Below are 15,742 nucleotides of genomic sequence, written 5' to 3' on the forward strand. Positions count from 1 at the left end.
CCGCCCCTGAATTCACCTCAGGGGCGGCAGCGTCGTACGGGTCATGCGTGGGCGTGGGTGCCGGTCTCGTCGGAGCCGGGCCGGGCGCCGGAAGCCTCGACGAGCGCCCTGCGGCAGCCGTTGCACAGGGGGAGTTCGGCGGCTTCCTTCTCCGGCATGGGCTTGCTGGCGTGGAAGGAGGAGGGGCACAGCGTGTGGCCCTCCCCGTCCGCGATGTGCTTCGTCGTGCAGTTCACCGACCGCGCGTTGTAGACGTACTGCGGAAGCGGGTCGTCCACGGCCGGGGCGATCTCGCCGTGCAGCGTCTCCAGGGCGAGGGCGGTGTACCGGGCGGGGACGAACGGCGCCTCGTACAGCGCCACTCCGTGCTCATCGGCCTCGGAGGCGAGCGTCCACACACGGCCGTCCGGAGTGCGGTACGCCCGCGCCGACTCGCCGCTCCGGTGGGGTGCCGTCTTGCAGAACACGCAGCGCTGCACACCGGCGTCGTCGGGCGCGTAGAAGTGCTCTTCCTGCACGGCCCTGTCGCCCCTGCGGTTCTGCGGGCACAGCACCGGGCTGGTGTCCTCCCCGGCCGAGGCGGGCCAGGTCCCGGCCTCGATCTGTGCGAGCCGGGCCGTCTTCAGTGCCGCCAGCTTCGCCACGCGGTTCTCCCACATGCCGCACTGCCTCTTTGCGCGCCGGAGCTGTACGTCGATTGATTCGGGGCTCGCGTGTTCCTGGTACTCCGGGCGGAGCCGGTCGATGCGCTCCGGGGCCGAGGTCAGGGCCGCTTCGCGGAGCTCGGCGTCTGCGAGGGCGATGGCCTCGTCGGCGCGCTTGTACCAGACGGCCCGCCGGAGCGGGCTCAGGCCGGCCCAGGGGCGCTCTTGCGAGAACTCCTCCAGCGTCGCGTACAGGGCTTGCGCGTACTTCTCGCGCCGGTCGGTGGACTGCTCGTCCTCGGCCGGGGAGGGCTTGTCGTGGATCCACGCGGCGACGGCGTCGGCGTACGCCCTGCGGGCCGTACGGGCCTTCTTGTCCTGCCGGTCGGCGTCGGCGCGCAGCCGGCCGAGGTGCGGCGCGTAAAGCACCATGGCCTGGTACAGCGGGTCGGGCATGACCTCGGTGAGCTTCTCCGGGGTCCGCTTGATGCCGTGGCCTGGGTCGAGGCACAGGCGAAGGAAGTCGCGGACGGAGTTCTCGTCGGTGAGGTTCACGAGTTGATGCCCTTTCGGTTGGCGAGGAGGGTGGGGCCGAAGCCGGGCCAGCGGGGCAGGCCGGGGCGGGGGGTCTGTCCGGTGAGTTCGGCGGCGCAGTCGATGACGCGGCGCAGCTCCGTGCGCCGCTCGTCCGGGCCGCGTTCGCCGGCCTGGACGTCGGCGAGGATCGCCCGGAGCTGGTACGCCTCGATGCGGATCGTGCCGAGGTGCGTGAGCGAGCTGTGCCGGTCTCCGATGTGCAGCCAGTCCGCCGTGTCGAGGTCGGCGGCGAGCGCCTGGCCGTCGATCTGGTCGCCGAGGTACTTGGCGCCTTCGGTCCAGGCGTTCCACATGTGGCATCCGCCGTCGGGCTGGACGAAGGCGACGCCGAGGTAGGTGTCGGGCCCGAAGCCGTCCATGAGGCAGTCGACGACGGTGCGTTCCCTGGCCTTCACGCCGTCGGCCTGGGAGTGCGGGAGCAGGGGGGGTGACGGTCATGGTTGGTCCTTCCGCTGGGTGGGATGGGTCCGCTGCTCATCGATGAGCGCGCGGGTGGTGGCGACGGCCATGCCGAACAGGGCGAGCACGCCGTCGACGAGCCGGTCCACTCCGGCCTCGGTGTGCGCCTCGGCGGTGATCTCGTCGAACAGGGCTCGCACGACGGGCCGGTTCTTGTTGGCGAGCGCGGCGGTGAACCGGGCCGCGAACCGCACGTCGGGCGACAGGTCCTCGAGCCGACCGGGTCGGCCGGTCCACGTGTCCTCGACCTCCAGCACGTACCTGCCGCCGGGCCCGTTCGGCTGCCTGCCGGCGAGGGCGGCCGTCGCGAGCATCACGCACAGCGCGAAGCACTCCCGGCGGCTCTCGCTGACGAGCGGGGCGAGGAGCATCCCGCCGCCGGACACATCACCGGTCGCGGCCCGGCGCAAAGCTTCCTCGACGATCAGCGGAGGCAGCGCGGGCGGTTCAGTAACCACAGATCTCCCCACAGCCCTCGTCGCACTCGTTCGGCCAGGTGTGGCCATCGATGTCCACGTGGTCCTCACCGCCATGGGCCGGGGCCAGTGAGCACTCCTGCTCGCCGAACGGGGTGAAGTCGATGTGGGGGCAGTGCACGGCCGGCATCCGCGCGTCGCGCTCGCGCTCGGCGAGTTCGACGGCCCGCTCGGCGGCCTTCCTCTCCGCCCGGGTCGCGGCGGCCTTCTTCGCCGCCGCAGACCGGCGCGCCTTCGCCTCCGGCCGGTTCCGCCACCGGGTACGGGCCGCCCTCGCTTCCTGCGCGTGCTGGGCCGCCGCGGCCCCCAGCGACTGGAACAGGGAGCCGACGGCGTCGTGGCGGCGGGCCGGGTCGTGCATCGCCCGCTCGAAGTCGGCCACGGCGCGGGCCGCCTCCTCCAGGGGCGTCTGGTTGTCGGTCATGCAGACTCCTCGGTCAGCATCGGGTCGAAACGGCAGTGGACGAGCGCGCGGGTCACCGTGCGGGCGCCGTACCGGCGCATCGCCTCGTCCTGGCCGAACTCGGCCACGACCTGGCACACCTGGTCCATCCGCACCGCCGCGGTGACCGGCGCCCCGCCGGGGGTCTGGCCGCGGCGCCGGTTCGTCGCGCAGAACAGGCACGCGCCTCCGGCTTCCGGGTCCGGCGGGGCGCCCGGATGGACCCGGCAGCCGGAGGGGTCCAGCTCGGCACGGGCGTCGGCGAGGAGCCGGCGCACACGGTCGAGGTCTGCCCCGATCTCGTCGAGCTGCTCGGGCGAGGCGGCGAAGGCGGTGAGCCGGTCGCCGTGCTCACCCAGGTCGCGCAGTGCGCGCCCCAGCTCGGTCGTCGCATTCGTCATCAGTCACTCGCTTCCTGCTGGCGGGCTGCCTTCTCCTTGCGGGCACGGGCGAGCGCAGCCGCGCGGGTGGGGTCAGCTCGTTCACGGCGGCGGGCCAGGATCGGGCTGTCGTACGTGAGCTGCGCGGCGTGCAGGCCAGCCGGCTCGCGCCAGGCGGCGGACTCGGGCGGCGAGGGCTGGCGGGCGGCTTCCAGGTTCCGCTGCGGCCGGTTCAGGCCGGACGTCGCGCCGGGCAGGTTCTGGCCGTTGACGTCCCGCTGCCTGACGAGGCCAGAGCGGCGGCGGGAGTTGCACAGCAGGCACCGGCCCCACCCCTCGGGCGCTTCGGGGTCCACGGGCCCCTGGGGGGTGTTCCGCGCATCCGGTGCGGGAGGTGCTCGCGGCGAGCGCCGCGGCAATCCAGTACGCCTCGTGGAGGGCTTCCATGACCCCCTGGAAGTCCTCCTGACCGGAGGTGAGTTCCAGGTGGTAGGCGCGATCTTTCGCGGTCGCCATGCGGGCACGCAGGTCGCGGAGGCCGACGACACGGCCGGGGGGAACGCGGTAGGTCTTCTGGCGTTTCATCGTGGCTCCTGGGCTAGAACGGGGCGCCTTTGGCGGCGGCCTGCTGCTCGCGCCACTGCCGGTACTCGGCACTGGGCGGAGCGGGCGCGTACGCGGCGTCCGAGGGCTCGTCCTGGTCGTTCTCGTGGTCGTGGTCGGCGGCGGTGCCGAGGTGGCGCGCGACGGACCGCTCGATCTCGGCGCGGCACCCGGTGCACAGCAGGTCCTCGGGGACATCGCCCGGCAACGGGCGCTGGCAGACGTCGCACTCCTCGCGGTCGCGGTACAGGCGCGGCGGCCGATGCGTGGGGACGGAGCGTCCGGCCTTGCGGTCCCGCACCCTCCGGGCGATGCGCTCCGCACACGGCGCGCACTGCTCACCGGTGTGGATGCTCTCGCCGTCCTCGCACGCCGGGTCCGGGCAGTACGGCGTCGGCCGCAACAGCTCCTCGACGACGCCGAGCGGCTTCCTGATGCCGCCGTCGTAGAAGTCCCGCTCGTACCCGTACGAGACCCACCGGCGGGCCGCCCGCTCCCCGAGCTGCTCCGGGGTCCGGGACTCCAGCGCCTGAGCGGTCACCTTCCGGTTCGCGTTCGGCAGGTGGCCGTACGGGAACATCTCGGCGAGGAGGCCCCTCAGCGGCCCCGGGAGCCGGGCCTCCGCCGCGTAGACCCGCTGGCGGACCTCCGGCGGGAACGGGCTCTTGCCGCCCCCGCCCCCACGCTGCCCCGGCACCTTGCCGGACGCCCCGGCGGCCTCGAGGCCCTTCCCACCCTCAGCAGCACGATCGGTCTTTCCCGTCGCGGCGCAGCCGCTGTCAACCTCACGCGCGCTACTACCTGCAGTAGCCCTACGGGCGTCAGCGGCGCTACGCGCCGAAGGCGCTGGTTCTTGCTCTTCTTCTTCAACACCTTCTTGTAGATCTTTTACCGCCGCACCGGTGCGGCCAGGGGTAGCCGCATCCCTGCGGCCAGGGGTGGCCGCACCGGTGCGGCCACCCCCCGACCTGCGATTAACCCGTTCGGCGGCACGGTCCGCAGCCCGCTGAGCGGCACGCTCGTCCCACACGTGGTGATCCAGCAACTCGTACTCGCTCGGAAGCATCCGGCGCGGATTGGTCGGATCCGGCTGCCGGTGCACCCTCAGCAGCCCACGGCTCTCCAGCCGCTTCGTGGCGCGGTCGACGGTGTCCACGGACTTCCCGATGCACTCCGCCAGCCGCTTCCTCGTCGGCACCCACGGCGGAACATGGTTCGGATCGAGATCCTCCATCGAGGGCGACTCGCGGGTCTCCGCGTCCACGAACGAACCGATCGCCGCGTACAGCGCCTTGTCGACAGGGTCCACGCTGCCGTCACGCGCCAACTCGGCATCGAACTTCACCCAGTCCAGGGCCACGCCGCGACGTGTCGCACGCGGGTAGCAGGTGCTCACTAAACACCTCCTCTCAAACCGATTGGTCGAGCCTTCACAGCGCCTCAGCTCTCGGAGTCGCGGTCGGTGCCCAGTTCCGCCGTGCGCCTTCGCCGGATCGGCTTGAGCCGCTCTCGGCGCTCGACCCTCCGGCGGATCGCCTCGTCGGCGAGCCGGAACTTCTCGTCCCCGGGCTGGCTGAAGGCGTTGAGGTGGTACGCGCGTGCTTTCTCGGCGAAGGGGCGCGAGGCCGGTCCCCAGGGGGCGCTGCCGTCATGGCGCTGCATCACCGAGTTGCAGCGGTCGCAGAGGAGCCCTCGCACGAAGAACGCGACGCGCTGTGCCTCGAAGTGGTCGATGACGAGCTGACCGCGGGGCGTCTCGTGGTCAGGAATGCCGCACAGCTCGCACCTGTCCTGTGCGCGGTCCCTCATCGCTTCGCACTCGTCGCAAGTCAGCCGGTAGAGGACGTGCGCGCACCGAAGGTCAGGGCGCCGGGCGTGCCCGTAGCTGCCCCGGCCAAGGACTGACGGCACCGCACACCGCCTCATCCGCCCTCCGCCTCGGTCTTCTGCATGGCCGCGCGGGCCAGGCCGGCGGTGTCGGCGAACAGCTGGGTGACGCAGCGCACGAAGTGTTCGCCGCCGATTCGGGCCGCCGCGCCAAACAGGGCCACGTCGGTCTCTTGGTCGTCGTTGCAGTACGCGACGAGGAACCGGCTCGCGAACTGTCGGGCCGGGTTGTCGCCGAGGGTCTGGTTCCGGGCGCGGTCGAGGACGGGGCGGAGGTCGTGGTGGGTCCAGTACTCGCCGCGGTCGAGGGCGGGCGTCTTGCCGTCGAAGAGGAGGTGCAGGGCTTGCTTGCTTGCCGTGGCGGCCGTGCAGCACACGCTGTACATGCGGGCCGCGTCGCTGTCTGTGCCAAGTCGTGCGACGAGGTCGGTGGCGGTTTCGGTGTCGCCGGCGACCGCCGCGGCAATCGCCTTGGCGATGAGCTGGGCGGCTTCCCCTGAGGGCATCACGAGAAGTTCCCGGGGAGGTAGTTCGTTGCCTGCCAGTACTGCTCTTCGAGGCTTGCAGCGGCCTGTAGCGGGCGTGGGTCCTTGTCGGCCTCGTCCTTCAGGACGTCCATGCCGGACACGAGGGCGTCGAGGGCCTCGCTGTATCTCGCGGGCCGGCCTTCGCGCCACCAGGTGACCTCGGTGGGGTCGCCGAGGCTGAACAGCTGGAGGCCGGGTTTCTTGGTCCATGAGCGGGTCGTCCACACGACGCAGACGCCCGGGTTGCGGGGGCACATGATGCCGTCCGGCTCGACGGTGCTCTCGGGCAGGCCTCCCCGGCGCCGCATGTGCGGGTGCGTCAGGAACGGGCAGGCGCGGGCCGCGTATTCGGCGCAGTCCCGGTGCGAGGGCGGCTCGGCACTGACCCGGTTGATCACGCACATCCCGCCAATGCAGAAGCTCTTGTAGGCGCCGAGGGCGCAGCCGCACAGGAAGCACTGGTTGAAGCGGACGGCGTCCCGGATGCCGCCGGGCCGGACCAGGCGGTGGTCGGGCTCGCCGTCGACGGTGCCGACGAACCAGGGCACGATCCGGTGGTGCCGGTCTCGCGGCAGTCGGGCCAGCCTCGGCGGGACGGGAACGTTGACGGGGTTCGCCGGCATGACGTCGCGCGTGTGCGGGAGCGGTGGGGGGTTCATGAGCGGATTCGCCTTCGGGGTAGTGGGGGTCAGCAGCCGTCGAGTTCGAGGTCGATGTCCACGTGCGGCCGGTGGCCGTGCGCTGTCCTGGACTTCGACGGGTGGGCGGGACGTTTCACCGGCGCCTCGGGCCGCGGTTCCTTGCTGAAGCGGGCCGGGGGCCGGTCGGTGTTCTTGTCGCGGCTGGACGACCCGGAGCGCTGGGTCGGGCCGGCCTGGGCGGCGGGGGCGATGGCTGCGCAGCTCGGCGCTGGCGGGTCCTCGTCCTGGTGCTCGCAGAAGGCCACGCCGAGGAGCACGGCGAGCGCGGCGGCTCCCGCGAGGAGCCGCCGGTCCGTGCGTCCGGGCTTCACTCGTTCTCCGAGTCGGTCGGGGCGGGGCGCCCGCCGCCGCGCCTGCGGAACTTCGTCTTGGCTTCCCGCAGCAGGTTGCGGACCGTGCCGTACGAGTAGCCGGTCTCGTCGACCAGGTTCCGGATCGAGGAGCCGGCGTAGTACAGGCCCTTCAGTTCCATGGCCTTGGCCGTCCGCTTTTCCCCCGTCAGCCGGGGCTTCCGCGTGCCCTTCTTCATGTCAGACGCAACCTCTCGTTCTTGTACGCCTCCGCGTACTCCTGGATTTGCTGAGCGATGGCCGCCTCGGCGCACACCTTGTGCGCCGGGCGCCCTTTGCCGTCCCGGAGCTGGGTCGGCAGGCCGCCGCAGTCGTAGCGGCACGGCATCTGTGTGCGGGCCCAGTGGCCTTCCGTCCAGTCGAGGACTCCGGTCGGAGGCGGCTCAGGCCGTCTGGGCTTGTTCCGTCGGCGGCTTGCCATCGACGGTCTCCTCACTCGGGGCCGGCGGGGCGGTCGCGGGGAGGAGGGTGAGCGCGGCCCGTTCGTCGGTGTCCAGGCCGCCCCACACTCCGGTCGGTTCCCGCCGCGCCAGCGCCGCGTGCAGGCACGGGACGCGGGCCGGGCAGCGGCCGCACACCTTCTTCGCCTCCAGGCGCTCGGCGATCGCCGGCGGGTCCTGGCCGTCGGCGAACCAGTAGTCGGGTGTGAGGCTGGACTTGCAGGCCGCTTCGTCGTCCCAGTGCGGGTCGCGGGCAAGGGTGCGCGGGGCGTCGTAGCTGGTTCGCATTCAGGGGCCTCCCTCCGAGTTACGTCCGGAAGCGTCCGGACGGCTGTCCGTAGACGTGTCCGGACGCGTGTCCGGGCAGGTCAGCGGCCACATGCAAGGCCAGGCCGTGCGGAGTGCGGACACTGCCCGGACGGCCGTCCGGACGCGCGTCCGGACGGTGTCCGTGCGGGCCATGGCCAGGACCGCGAGCGGCGGCCCCCATTCCTCCCGGGCGGCCAGGACCTCCTCCACGGCCAGGCCCGCCTCCAGGAGCACGACGTGCAGGGTCACGACGGCACCCCGTCTTTCCGGTACCGCTGGACCGTGTCCGCGCACAGCCCGAGACGCCGGGCCAGTTCGGTGGCCGACATGTCCGGGTTGGCGAAGCGGAACGCGAACCGGGCCTCCAGCAGGGCCAGCGGCGGCCACGGGGCCGGCCCGTACAGGCACCGGCGGATCGCCACCAGGTCCATGCCCCGGAACGTCGCCCCGACAGGCAGCTCGCTCGGCATGGACCAGTCGGTCTTCGCGGCCCGCAGGACGTTGTCCTCCAGGTGCGCGCCGGCGACGCACCGCTTGATGCGGCACGTGCCGACCATGCGGCCCTCCGGCTCACGGCCGTGGTGCAGCCGGAACGCCAGCCGGTACGCCGTCATGTCCTTCCCCGCCATCGGGACGCCGTCCCGGTTGATGCGACCCCGCCAGCGGCGGTGACCGCCCCTCAGCGGGACCGACAGCTCCTCGTAGTCCTCGCGCGTCCACTGCTTGCCGCGCCGCACGAAGTACTTCGGGATGCCGAGGTCCGCGCGGACCTCGGCGATCGCCCGCTTCCGTACGTGCAGCCGACGTGCCGCCTCACCGTCCGAGATGGGGCCCTCTTTCAGCAGGCGGGCGATCCGCTCCCACTTCTCCGGGCTCACGGCGCCACCACCCGGGCCCGCAGCTCCGGCACCGGCGCCGTCACGCGGCATCCACCGCCCGAGCCGTCTCACGCATCAGGCGGTCTGTCAGGTGCGAGCCCTCCACGCAGTGCTTCATCACGCAGCTCACCCGGACCTGGCCCTCGGGCTCGCGGCCGTGCACCATCCGGAAAGCGACACGGCACGCCGTGGTGACGTTGTCGATCAGCGGCACCCCGTCACTGGACCTGCGGCCGGTCCACCGCCGGTGGCCGCCCGGGACGAAGGCTGCCATCATCATCAGCCGCTGCTCAGGCGTCGCCTTCTCGCTGGTCAGGGGCAGCGGCATGGGTTCCAGGCCAAGGTCGTGACGGACCCGGGCGACGAACCCGCGCGAGCAGCCGAGCCGGTGCGCCAGCTCGGTATCCGACACCGTCTCGTGCTCCAGGACCCGCGCGATGTTCTCCCACGACGCCTTCACGCCCCCACCGCCCTCGCCCGGCGGGCCTCGGACACGCAGTCCCGGGAACAGCACTTCTGCGTCTCGCGGGACGGCGTGAACGGCTTCCCGCAGCCGGCGCAGTCCCGGACGTAGTCCGTGCCCCGCTGCATCGTCGAGACGTGCGGGGCGAGGACGAGGATCGTCCGGGGACTGTGGCGGTCCAGCTCGATCCCGCCGTACTTCGCGGTGATCTGCGAGTCGTCCAGCCACAGAATGCCGTTCCCGGCGTCGCAGACGTGCTTGAGCATGTTGTCGTCGTCGATCTCCTGCCGGGACGACCGGAAGAAGATGCAGCCGAGCGCAACGTTCCCGGTGAGCGGGCCGCGCCGGAACCACCGGCGCAGCCGCCACTTCGTGGCCTCCTCCGCCTCGGCGTCCGCCGGGTCCTTGTACGCGTGCCCGTCCCGGTTGAAGCGGGGCCGGGCCTTGCTGCGCGGCTCCCCCTCGATGACCGTGCCCCACGACTCAGCCGCCCCGGGGGCGAGCATCTGCATCAGCCACTCGCCCCACTCGCGATCCGACCTCTCGGTCACCGGTCACCGCCCGGCACTTCCGGCCGCGCGGTCACCGCCAGGGCCGGGTTGCGGACCTTCGTCAGGATCACGTCGTCGGCCTGGCGGGCGTCCGTGTTGATCTCCGCGTGCAGCGCCACCGTGCTGGCCGTGTCCACCGTGAGCCCGGTCCGGGTGTTCACCACCTGGTCCATCGGCACCGTCACCAGCTGCTCGGCGCTGAACGCGGGGGCGAGGACCCGCGCGGTACGCGCCGCCACGTCCACGGACCGGATCATGACGGCCGACGTCGCGCGCGGGCCGCCCCGGCGGGCGTTCAGGTACGCCCATCCGAAGTCCGTCAGCTCGTGACTCACCTGGTTCACGTACCGGCGCACCGCCAGCTTCGGCAGCAGCGGCGCGAGGTCCGCGTACGGGTCACCGTCGGCAATCCGGGCCAGGAGCGCCTCCAGCTCCTCCCGAAGCGGCTTCTCCGTGGCGAACGTGACCGCCCGGATCATCGCGGCCCGCCACGACAGCGTGCCCTTCGTGGACTCCGCCGAGCACGGGCAGCCCCTCACCCGCTCGGCCGCCTCGTCCCCGGCGTGGCCGGCGCACTCCAGGACGCTCGCCCGGCCCCTCGCGCACAGCACGGCCGTGCAGCAGTCGCAGTCAGGGCAGTCCGCGTTCGCGGGCCGTACGTACTTCGGGCCGAACGGCTCGTGGAGCGGCCCCTCTTCGTCGTAGCTCATGCTTCCTCCTGGTCGGCCGCGCAGTTCCAGCAGTGGCGGACGCCGTCCGTGTGCACGGCATGCGCGGTGACCTGCGACTCGTACGGGCAGTAGTGGAATTCGGCGGTGTCGGCGTCACCGTCCTCGTACGGCGAGAACGGGTCGGCCTCGAGGCCGCCGGTGTCCGGCGAGGCGGAACCGTGCTGGCCGTCGCCGACGTGGAGCCGCGCGGGCCCGGCGGCCTCGAGCGCCGCCGCACGGCGGCCGTACCTCATGACGGCCAGGGCGAGGGCGCCGGAGCCCGCGAAGCAGGCCCCGGCGACATACATCCAGTCCGCCATCACGCCCCAGCCCAGTCGGGCACGGACAGGAACGGCCAGTCGAACGGCGACTCGTCGCACGCACCGGAGGACCGCAGCTGGTACGCGCGGAAGTCCTCGTTCTGCTCGCGCGCCCAAGCGGCCTGCAACTCGTGCAGCTTGCCCAGGTCTTCGCGGCCGATCTGCGGGAACCGCCGCCCGAGCTTCCACACCACACCGCACGCGGCCTTCGCGTCGACCTCGCTGTTGTGGGCGCCGCCCTCCATGCGCACGCCGTAGTGCGTGCATAGGTCGACGAGCGTGCGCCGGCCCTTCCGGTAGCGGTCGAACTGCTTGTCCAGGACGCACGGGTCGAGGACCACAGGGGGCGCGTCCCACATCCGCCGCACCCCGTACCGGGCACCCTCGCGGTCCAGCATCGCCAGGTCGAACGGTGCGTTCATCACGACGATCGGCCAGCCCTTGGCCGTGTACTCCGACAGGGCCGAGGTGATCTCCGAGACCACCTCGGCGGCCGGGCGGCCCGCAGCGCGGGCCTGCTCCGTGGTGATGCCGTGCACCGCGGTGGCGTCGGCGGAGATCTCCGCGCCACCGAGGTCCGAGTACCAGGTACGGGCCGTGGTGGGCAGGCCGCCGCCCCAGCGGACGACGCTGCCGGTCACGATCCGGTCCTCGTCGACATCCAGGCCGGACGTCTCGACATCGAAGCCGACCAGCGGCTTCCGGGTCCAAGTCATGCCGCGTACTTCCTTCCTCGGCGGGCCCGGCGGGAGGCCTTCCGGCGGGGCTGCGACCGCTTCACGGGCAGCCGACGGGTGAGCGTGGGAGCGGGGTCGTCCTGGGACGCCTCGGCGGCCACGGAGGCGGCCTCCGCCTCGGCGAGGAGGCGGGCGTCCTCGGGGTCCGGCGCATGCAGCACCTGCACCTGACCGGCCTCACCGGCGTCGTCGGCCTTCACCAGCGCGACCAGCTCGGCCGACATCGGCACGACCTTCGCCAGGCGGCGCACACAGGACTTCCGCCACATGTGCAGGAAGTGCGTGTGCCAGAAGCTGTCTTCGCGGCCCTCGGCCTTGGCCTGCTGGTACGCCTGGCTGTACTCGTCGCGGATCTCCTCCGCGTCCTCACGGGTGAGGAGGACGACCTGCGAGCGGCGACCGTCCGCGAGCCAGGCGAAGGCGTAGCAGAGCACGACCTCGCCGCGCTCCTTCTTCGGCTTGAGCAGGTCGGGCCGGTGCACGAAGTCCATCGGAGTCGGGGCAGTCGGCTCGTAGCTGAACTCGTCGTGCTCGCGGATCTCACCGACGTGGACGACCGCACCGGCGCGGCCCATCAGCTCGATGTAGCCCTGCGCCATCGGCACGAACACCGCGGTGGTGCCCTCGCGCTTGATGACGGCGTGCTTGCCGTCCGGGACGAGGCCGAACCGGGCGCACGTCAGGAGCGCCTGCAGAGTGCTCGCCGGGGTGCACCGGGCCAGCTTCGGCAGGATCGCCCGCACCGCGGCGAAGAATGCCGTCCGGTCGATGTGCGCGGGCAGCGCCTCCTCGAAGTCCTTCTCGTACCTCTTGAGCCAGGCCATGACCGTCTTGTTCATGGGCGGCTCGACCTGCTCGTGGCCCTTGACGTCGGCCAGCTCGGCGGGAGCGTCCGGCGCCTGGTCGTGCTGCTCGACGGCGGCCGGGCCGCCCCTGCGGGCGGCGTGGATCCGGTCCTTGAGAGTGGTCACCATGGTCACAGCCCCTTCTTGGACGGGCGCAGCTGACGGGCCCGGAACTGGCGGTAGACGTCGGGCTCCTCGGCCTTGAGCCGGTCCATGTCGAGCGCGTCGACCTGGTGGGTGAACCGGGCGGCCAGATCGGGCCGCGCCTCGCGGAACCTCTTCGGCGCGAATGCCGAGTTCTGCTTGTTCGTCCAGGCGACCTTGCCGTCCGCCTTGACGATTTCGTTCTCGCCGGCGATCAGCCGCATCTCGTTCTCGACGAGGCGGACCTCGTCCTGAGCCGCCTTCACCTTCTCCGTCAGGCTCGCGTGGTCGGCCAAGAGCTGCTTGGCCTTCTCGACCTCGACGGTGGCGACGGCGTCGGCCTTGACCTCCCACAGTCGCGCGAGGAGGTTCGTGGTGTCCTCCAGGCCGTCAGCGGGCGGCGGGAACCCTTCGACGATGTGCCGCTCGTACCAGTCCTCGCAGTGCTCGACGAGCTCGCCGATGATGTCTTCGTCCCGCTCAAGGCGGTGCCAGCGGAGCTTGTTACCGCCGACCAGCGCGGCCACGTAGCCGTGCGTCCAGCCGCCGACGGCCATGTACCAGTAGCACTGGATGGCGGGGGCGTCCGGGACGCCGTCCTCCCACTCGTCGATCTGGTACTCAGACCGGTTCTTGCACTCCAGCGGCACCACCGGGCAGCCGTCGCTGCCGAGGACGTACCGGTCGACGTTCGCCCGCATCCATGGGCGTTCGAGGTTCTGCAGCGTGCCCGGCGGCATCGCGACGTCCAGGCCGGAACGCTTCGAGAACATCATCGCGATGAAGTCCTCGATCTCCCGCCCGATCTCGGCGGGCTCGGTCTCCTGGAACGTCGACCGGCCGTGCTTCTCCTCGAAGACGCGGCGCGGGCTGTTGTACTTCCCGGCCAGGCCGAGGATCCCGGCGACGTCGGACCCGCCGATTCCGTTGCGCCGCTCCAGCTCCCACACGGTGCGGAACTCCGGGTCGTCGAGGTCGCCGTTCGCCAGGAGGAGACGAGCGGTCGGCGCCTCCGGCAGCCCGATGGGCGGCAGGTCTTCAACGTCGAACAGCAGCTCAGGCGTGGTCGTCACTTCGTTACCCCCGTGGTCTGGTTGCGGTCGGCGGCGGCGAGCGCTTCGGTGTCGCGCTGCATGAGGTAGAGCGCGGCAGCCCGAGCGGACGGCGTCTTGCTGCGGTTGGAGCGGATGAACTCCCAGATGAGGTCAGCGGCCTTGCCGTGTCCGGCGTCCTCGACGAGGTGCGCGGCCTTCTTCGCGCTCAGCCACTGCGTCTCTGCGATGCCCTCGGCGATGACGTCGACGGCGGCCGTGAACTTGCCGCCCTGCACGCCCTTGATCGCGACGTGCTGCCTCAGCCGGTAGCCCGCGCGGTCCTTGCGGCGCTGGGCTTCCTCCAGAACCGTCTGGTAGTTGTCCTTGTGGCCGCAAACATTCGTCCACGTGTCCCGGACATGGCGCGCACCGTCGCGGATGAACGTGTCCTTCAGGACGGGCCCGCGCAGGCAGCCGCAGAGCTGGCAGCGCGCGGAGATCTCGACCTCGACGACCCACACGCCCTCGTATCCGGCCTGGGGTCCGTAGTCGGGCACGCTCACGGTCATGGTCTCCGGCAGCGGCGACAGGTCCAGGCCCTTCACGTACCGGGCCCAGACAGCCGTGCCGGTCGAGTGCATGGCGGCAACGGCATCGAATGTGCCCGCCGGCCCGTACGCGGCGATCGTGCCGTTGCGGATGCCCCGGGCGACGGCCTCCCCGCCCTGCTTGCTCGCGTACACCTTCACGAGGCCCTCGACACCGGGCTGGAGCTCCAGCCGCCAGGCGGCAGCCTGGTGATCGACGAGGGTGTTCACTTGCCCACCTCCGTGTTCTCGCCGTTGCTGCGGGTCTGGCGGGTCAGCGCCTTGCGGAGGGACAGCTGGACCGGGCCGTGGACCAAGGGGCTGCACAGGTGGCAGCGGCTCGGGTCGTGCTTTGTTCCGGCATCGCCCGTCCACCGGTCACGCTGCTGCGGGACGGTCGTACCGGAGCCCGTCGGGCGGGGCTCCTCGGCGCGGCGCACGGTGACCGACGCCGGGAGGAGCACGAGGCAGACGGCGATAAGGCCGAGGATGATCGTCGACACGATGTCGGTCACTGGGCACCGCCCGGGACGATCGCGAGGGTGCCGAGCTGACGGCCGGAGAGGAGGGCCGCCAGCTGGGTGCTGGTGAGCCCGTCGGCGCCGGGCAGGGGGTAGCTGGCCCACACGTGGACGGGCACGCCGTCGACGATGGCGGCGAGCTGGGCGAGGCCGTGGCCGTCGCTGTTACGCCTGTGCGTGGAACGGGCGACGGTGCCGCCCATCGCGGCGGCGCAGGCGTCGATGATCTCTCCCTGGCCGCTGTCGGACATCTGGTGGCCGGTCAGGACCCCCGGCTTCTCGCCCACCGACCAGACGACCGAGCAAAGCTCGGGGTGGTCGATGAGCAGGCGAGCGAGGACCGTGGCGGCGGCCTGCTCGGAGGTAAGGTTCTGGTTCAAGGTGGCCTCAAATTGGCTGAGTTGTTGAGGTTTCCTGGTGTTCGGGGTCGTCCGGACCGGGCAAGGGTCTGGGCGGCCCTGTCGCCGTCACACCCCCGCGGTCTGCCGCTTCCGGCCCTGCGAGGGGCGGAGGGCGGCGTAGGCCGGAACGGCGGGGATGGTGGGCTTTGCGGGCTCGGCCGCAGGCGGGTTAAGGACTGCGTCGGCCTCGGCCGGCATGACGGTGTTCATGGCCTGGATCAGCCGGAGGTCGCAGTCGCAGAAGACGGCGGGGTTGGCGCCGAACTTCTGGTGCGGCAGGCGGCTGATGTTGTCCTCCAGCCATCGGCGTTTGATCTTGAGGGCGGCGGCGGCCTCGTCGTAGTCGAGATTCCGGACCTCGGTACAGACGCAGTGCTTGCGCGTCCAGGCGGTCACAAGGCACCCGCCTCTGCCGCTTCACGCTTCGCCTCAAGGACGACGACGGGGCAGTTGAGCGCCGCAGCGAATTTGTTCAGAACTCGCGGGGTGGCGTTGCGCACTCCCGATTCGATCTTGCTCACGAGCTGTTGGCTGACGCCGCACCGCTCGGCGAGTTCCAGCTGCGTCAGGCCCGCCTTCTCGCGGGCGTAGATCACGGCAGGCGGCGCATGGTTCAGCGGACGCCTACGGCGCCCTCCAGGCGGTTGGGTCATACCGACCAAACTAGCCTCCACTGGAGGCTAGTGCAACCACTAGACGTAGTGGCGTGTAGTGGTCGCGTAGTGGTGTGTAGTAG

28 protein-coding genes are annotated in these 15,742 nt (G+C 71.5%); all 28 read right to left on the reverse strand.

The window, feature by feature from the left end:
• Positions 1-41: 41 nt before the first annotated feature.
• Positions 42-1,199: a hypothetical protein gene (locus tag ACVW19_RS01515; RefSeq protein ID WP_457455814.1), complete on the reverse strand. Its 1,158-nt coding sequence runs from the start codon at positions 1,197-1,199 to the stop codon at positions 42-44.
• Positions 1,196-1,636: a hypothetical protein gene (locus ACVW19_RS01520; RefSeq protein ID WP_457455816.1), complete on the reverse strand. Its 441-nt coding sequence runs from the start codon at positions 1,634-1,636 to the stop codon at positions 1,196-1,198. Before ACVW19_RS01520 ends, ACVW19_RS01515 begins: the two co-directional genes overlap by 4 nt.
• A 39-nt stretch (positions 1,637-1,675) precedes the next feature.
• Positions 1,676-2,158 (reverse strand): hypothetical protein, encoded by a 483-nt coding sequence (locus ACVW19_RS01525; RefSeq protein WP_457455818.1) that lies wholly within the window; start codon positions 2,156-2,158, stop codon positions 1,676-1,678.
• Positions 2,148-2,600 (reverse strand): hypothetical protein, encoded by a 453-nt coding sequence (locus ACVW19_RS01530; RefSeq protein WP_457455820.1) that lies wholly within the window; start codon positions 2,598-2,600, stop codon positions 2,148-2,150. The genes ACVW19_RS01525 and ACVW19_RS01530 overlap by 11 nt, the downstream gene beginning before the upstream one ends.
• Positions 2,597-3,019 carry a hypothetical protein gene (locus ACVW19_RS01535; protein ID WP_457455822.1) on the reverse strand — a complete coding sequence of 141 codons (423 nt, stop codon included), beginning with the start codon at positions 3,017-3,019 and terminating at the stop codon, positions 2,597-2,599. Before ACVW19_RS01535 ends, ACVW19_RS01530 begins: the two co-directional genes overlap by 4 nt.
• Positions 3,019-3,354, reverse strand: coding sequence for a hypothetical protein (locus ACVW19_RS01540; RefSeq protein ID WP_457455824.1), 336 nt, complete (start codon positions 3,352-3,354; stop codon positions 3,019-3,021). Before ACVW19_RS01540 ends, ACVW19_RS01535 begins: the two co-directional genes overlap by 1 nt.
• Positions 3,355-3,596: 242 nt before the next feature.
• Complete coding sequence (locus ACVW19_RS01545) at positions 3,597-4,997, reverse strand: hypothetical protein (protein ID WP_457455826.1); 1,401 nt, start codon at positions 4,995-4,997, stop codon at positions 3,597-3,599.
• Between the two features lie 44 nt (positions 4,998-5,041).
• Complete coding sequence (locus ACVW19_RS01550; RefSeq protein ID WP_457455828.1) at positions 5,042-5,527, reverse strand: endonuclease domain-containing protein; 486 nt, start codon at positions 5,525-5,527, stop codon at positions 5,042-5,044.
• Positions 5,524-5,994, reverse strand: coding sequence for a hypothetical protein (locus ACVW19_RS01555; protein ID WP_457455830.1), 471 nt, complete (start codon positions 5,992-5,994; stop codon positions 5,524-5,526). Before ACVW19_RS01555 ends, ACVW19_RS01550 begins: the two co-directional genes overlap by 4 nt.
• Positions 5,994-6,674, reverse strand: coding sequence for a hypothetical protein (locus ACVW19_RS01560; RefSeq protein ID WP_457455832.1), 681 nt, complete (start codon positions 6,672-6,674; stop codon positions 5,994-5,996). The genes ACVW19_RS01555 and ACVW19_RS01560 overlap by 1 nt, the downstream gene beginning before the upstream one ends.
• Positions 6,675-6,703: 29 nt before the next feature.
• A complete protein-coding gene (locus ACVW19_RS01565; protein ID WP_457455834.1) occupies positions 6,704-7,027 on the reverse strand; it encodes a hypothetical protein in 324 nt (107 codons plus the stop codon).
• A complete protein-coding gene (locus tag ACVW19_RS01570) occupies positions 7,024-7,245 on the reverse strand; it encodes a helix-turn-helix domain-containing protein (protein WP_457455836.1) in 222 nt (73 codons plus the stop codon). The genes ACVW19_RS01565 and ACVW19_RS01570 overlap by 4 nt, the downstream gene beginning before the upstream one ends.
• Entirely contained in the window at positions 7,242-7,487 is a 246-nt protein-coding gene (locus ACVW19_RS01575; RefSeq protein WP_457455838.1) for a hypothetical protein, read from the reverse strand. The genes ACVW19_RS01570 and ACVW19_RS01575 overlap by 4 nt, the downstream gene beginning before the upstream one ends.
• Complete coding sequence (locus ACVW19_RS01580) at positions 7,450-7,794, reverse strand: WhiB family transcriptional regulator (RefSeq protein ID WP_457455839.1); 345 nt, start codon at positions 7,792-7,794, stop codon at positions 7,450-7,452. Before ACVW19_RS01580 ends, ACVW19_RS01575 begins: the two co-directional genes overlap by 38 nt.
• Positions 7,795-8,064, reverse strand: coding sequence for a hypothetical protein (locus tag ACVW19_RS01585; RefSeq protein WP_457455841.1), 270 nt, complete (start codon positions 8,062-8,064; stop codon positions 7,795-7,797).
• The gene (locus ACVW19_RS01590) at positions 8,061-8,693 is read right to left on the reverse strand and encodes a hypothetical protein (protein ID WP_457455843.1); all 633 of its coding nucleotides are present in this window, start codon (positions 8,691-8,693) and stop codon (positions 8,061-8,063) included. The genes ACVW19_RS01585 and ACVW19_RS01590 overlap by 4 nt, the downstream gene beginning before the upstream one ends.
• Positions 8,694-8,733: 40 nt before the next feature.
• The gene (locus tag ACVW19_RS01595) at positions 8,734-9,153 is read right to left on the reverse strand and encodes a hypothetical protein (protein WP_457455845.1); all 420 of its coding nucleotides are present in this window, start codon (positions 9,151-9,153) and stop codon (positions 8,734-8,736) included.
• A complete protein-coding gene (locus ACVW19_RS01600) occupies positions 9,150-9,707 on the reverse strand; it encodes a RusA family crossover junction endodeoxyribonuclease (RefSeq protein ID WP_457455847.1) in 558 nt (185 codons plus the stop codon). The genes ACVW19_RS01595 and ACVW19_RS01600 overlap by 4 nt, the downstream gene beginning before the upstream one ends.
• The gene (locus ACVW19_RS01605; protein ID WP_457455849.1) at positions 9,704-10,417 is read right to left on the reverse strand and encodes a hypothetical protein; all 714 of its coding nucleotides are present in this window, start codon (positions 10,415-10,417) and stop codon (positions 9,704-9,706) included. Before ACVW19_RS01605 ends, ACVW19_RS01600 begins: the two co-directional genes overlap by 4 nt.
• Positions 10,414-10,737, reverse strand: coding sequence for a hypothetical protein (locus tag ACVW19_RS01610; protein ID WP_457455851.1), 324 nt, complete (start codon positions 10,735-10,737; stop codon positions 10,414-10,416). The genes ACVW19_RS01605 and ACVW19_RS01610 overlap by 4 nt, the downstream gene beginning before the upstream one ends.
• The gene (locus tag ACVW19_RS01615; protein ID WP_457455853.1) at positions 10,737-11,453 is read right to left on the reverse strand and encodes an exonuclease domain-containing protein; all 717 of its coding nucleotides are present in this window, start codon (positions 11,451-11,453) and stop codon (positions 10,737-10,739) included. Before ACVW19_RS01615 ends, ACVW19_RS01610 begins: the two co-directional genes overlap by 1 nt.
• Complete coding sequence (locus ACVW19_RS01620) at positions 11,450-12,448, reverse strand: recombinase RecT (RefSeq protein WP_457455855.1); 999 nt, start codon at positions 12,446-12,448, stop codon at positions 11,450-11,452. The genes ACVW19_RS01615 and ACVW19_RS01620 overlap by 4 nt, the downstream gene beginning before the upstream one ends.
• A 2-nt stretch (positions 12,449-12,450) precedes the next feature.
• On the reverse strand, positions 12,451-13,536 hold the full coding sequence (locus ACVW19_RS01625) for a YqaJ viral recombinase family nuclease (protein WP_457455857.1): 1,086 nt from the start codon (positions 13,534-13,536) through the stop codon (positions 12,451-12,453).
• Entirely contained in the window at positions 13,533-14,315 is a 783-nt protein-coding gene (locus ACVW19_RS01630) for a hypothetical protein (RefSeq protein WP_457455859.1), read from the reverse strand. Before ACVW19_RS01630 ends, ACVW19_RS01625 begins: the two co-directional genes overlap by 4 nt.
• Positions 14,312-14,599 carry a hypothetical protein gene (locus ACVW19_RS01635; RefSeq protein WP_457455861.1) on the reverse strand — a complete coding sequence of 96 codons (288 nt, stop codon included), beginning with the start codon at positions 14,597-14,599 and terminating at the stop codon, positions 14,312-14,314. Before ACVW19_RS01635 ends, ACVW19_RS01630 begins: the two co-directional genes overlap by 4 nt.
• Positions 14,596-14,985 carry a hypothetical protein gene (locus ACVW19_RS01640; protein WP_457455862.1) on the reverse strand — a complete coding sequence of 130 codons (390 nt, stop codon included), beginning with the start codon at positions 14,983-14,985 and terminating at the stop codon, positions 14,596-14,598. The genes ACVW19_RS01635 and ACVW19_RS01640 overlap by 4 nt, the downstream gene beginning before the upstream one ends.
• Positions 14,986-15,072: 87 nt before the next feature.
• The gene (locus ACVW19_RS01645) at positions 15,073-15,402 is read right to left on the reverse strand and encodes a hypothetical protein (RefSeq protein WP_457455864.1); all 330 of its coding nucleotides are present in this window, start codon (positions 15,400-15,402) and stop codon (positions 15,073-15,075) included.
• Positions 15,399-15,602 (reverse strand): helix-turn-helix domain-containing protein, encoded by a 204-nt coding sequence (locus ACVW19_RS01650; protein WP_457455866.1) that lies wholly within the window; start codon positions 15,600-15,602, stop codon positions 15,399-15,401. Before ACVW19_RS01650 ends, ACVW19_RS01645 begins: the two co-directional genes overlap by 4 nt.
• Positions 15,603-15,742: the final 140 nt, after the last annotated feature.

It is taken from the genome of Streptomyces sp. TE5632, assembly GCF_054061295.1.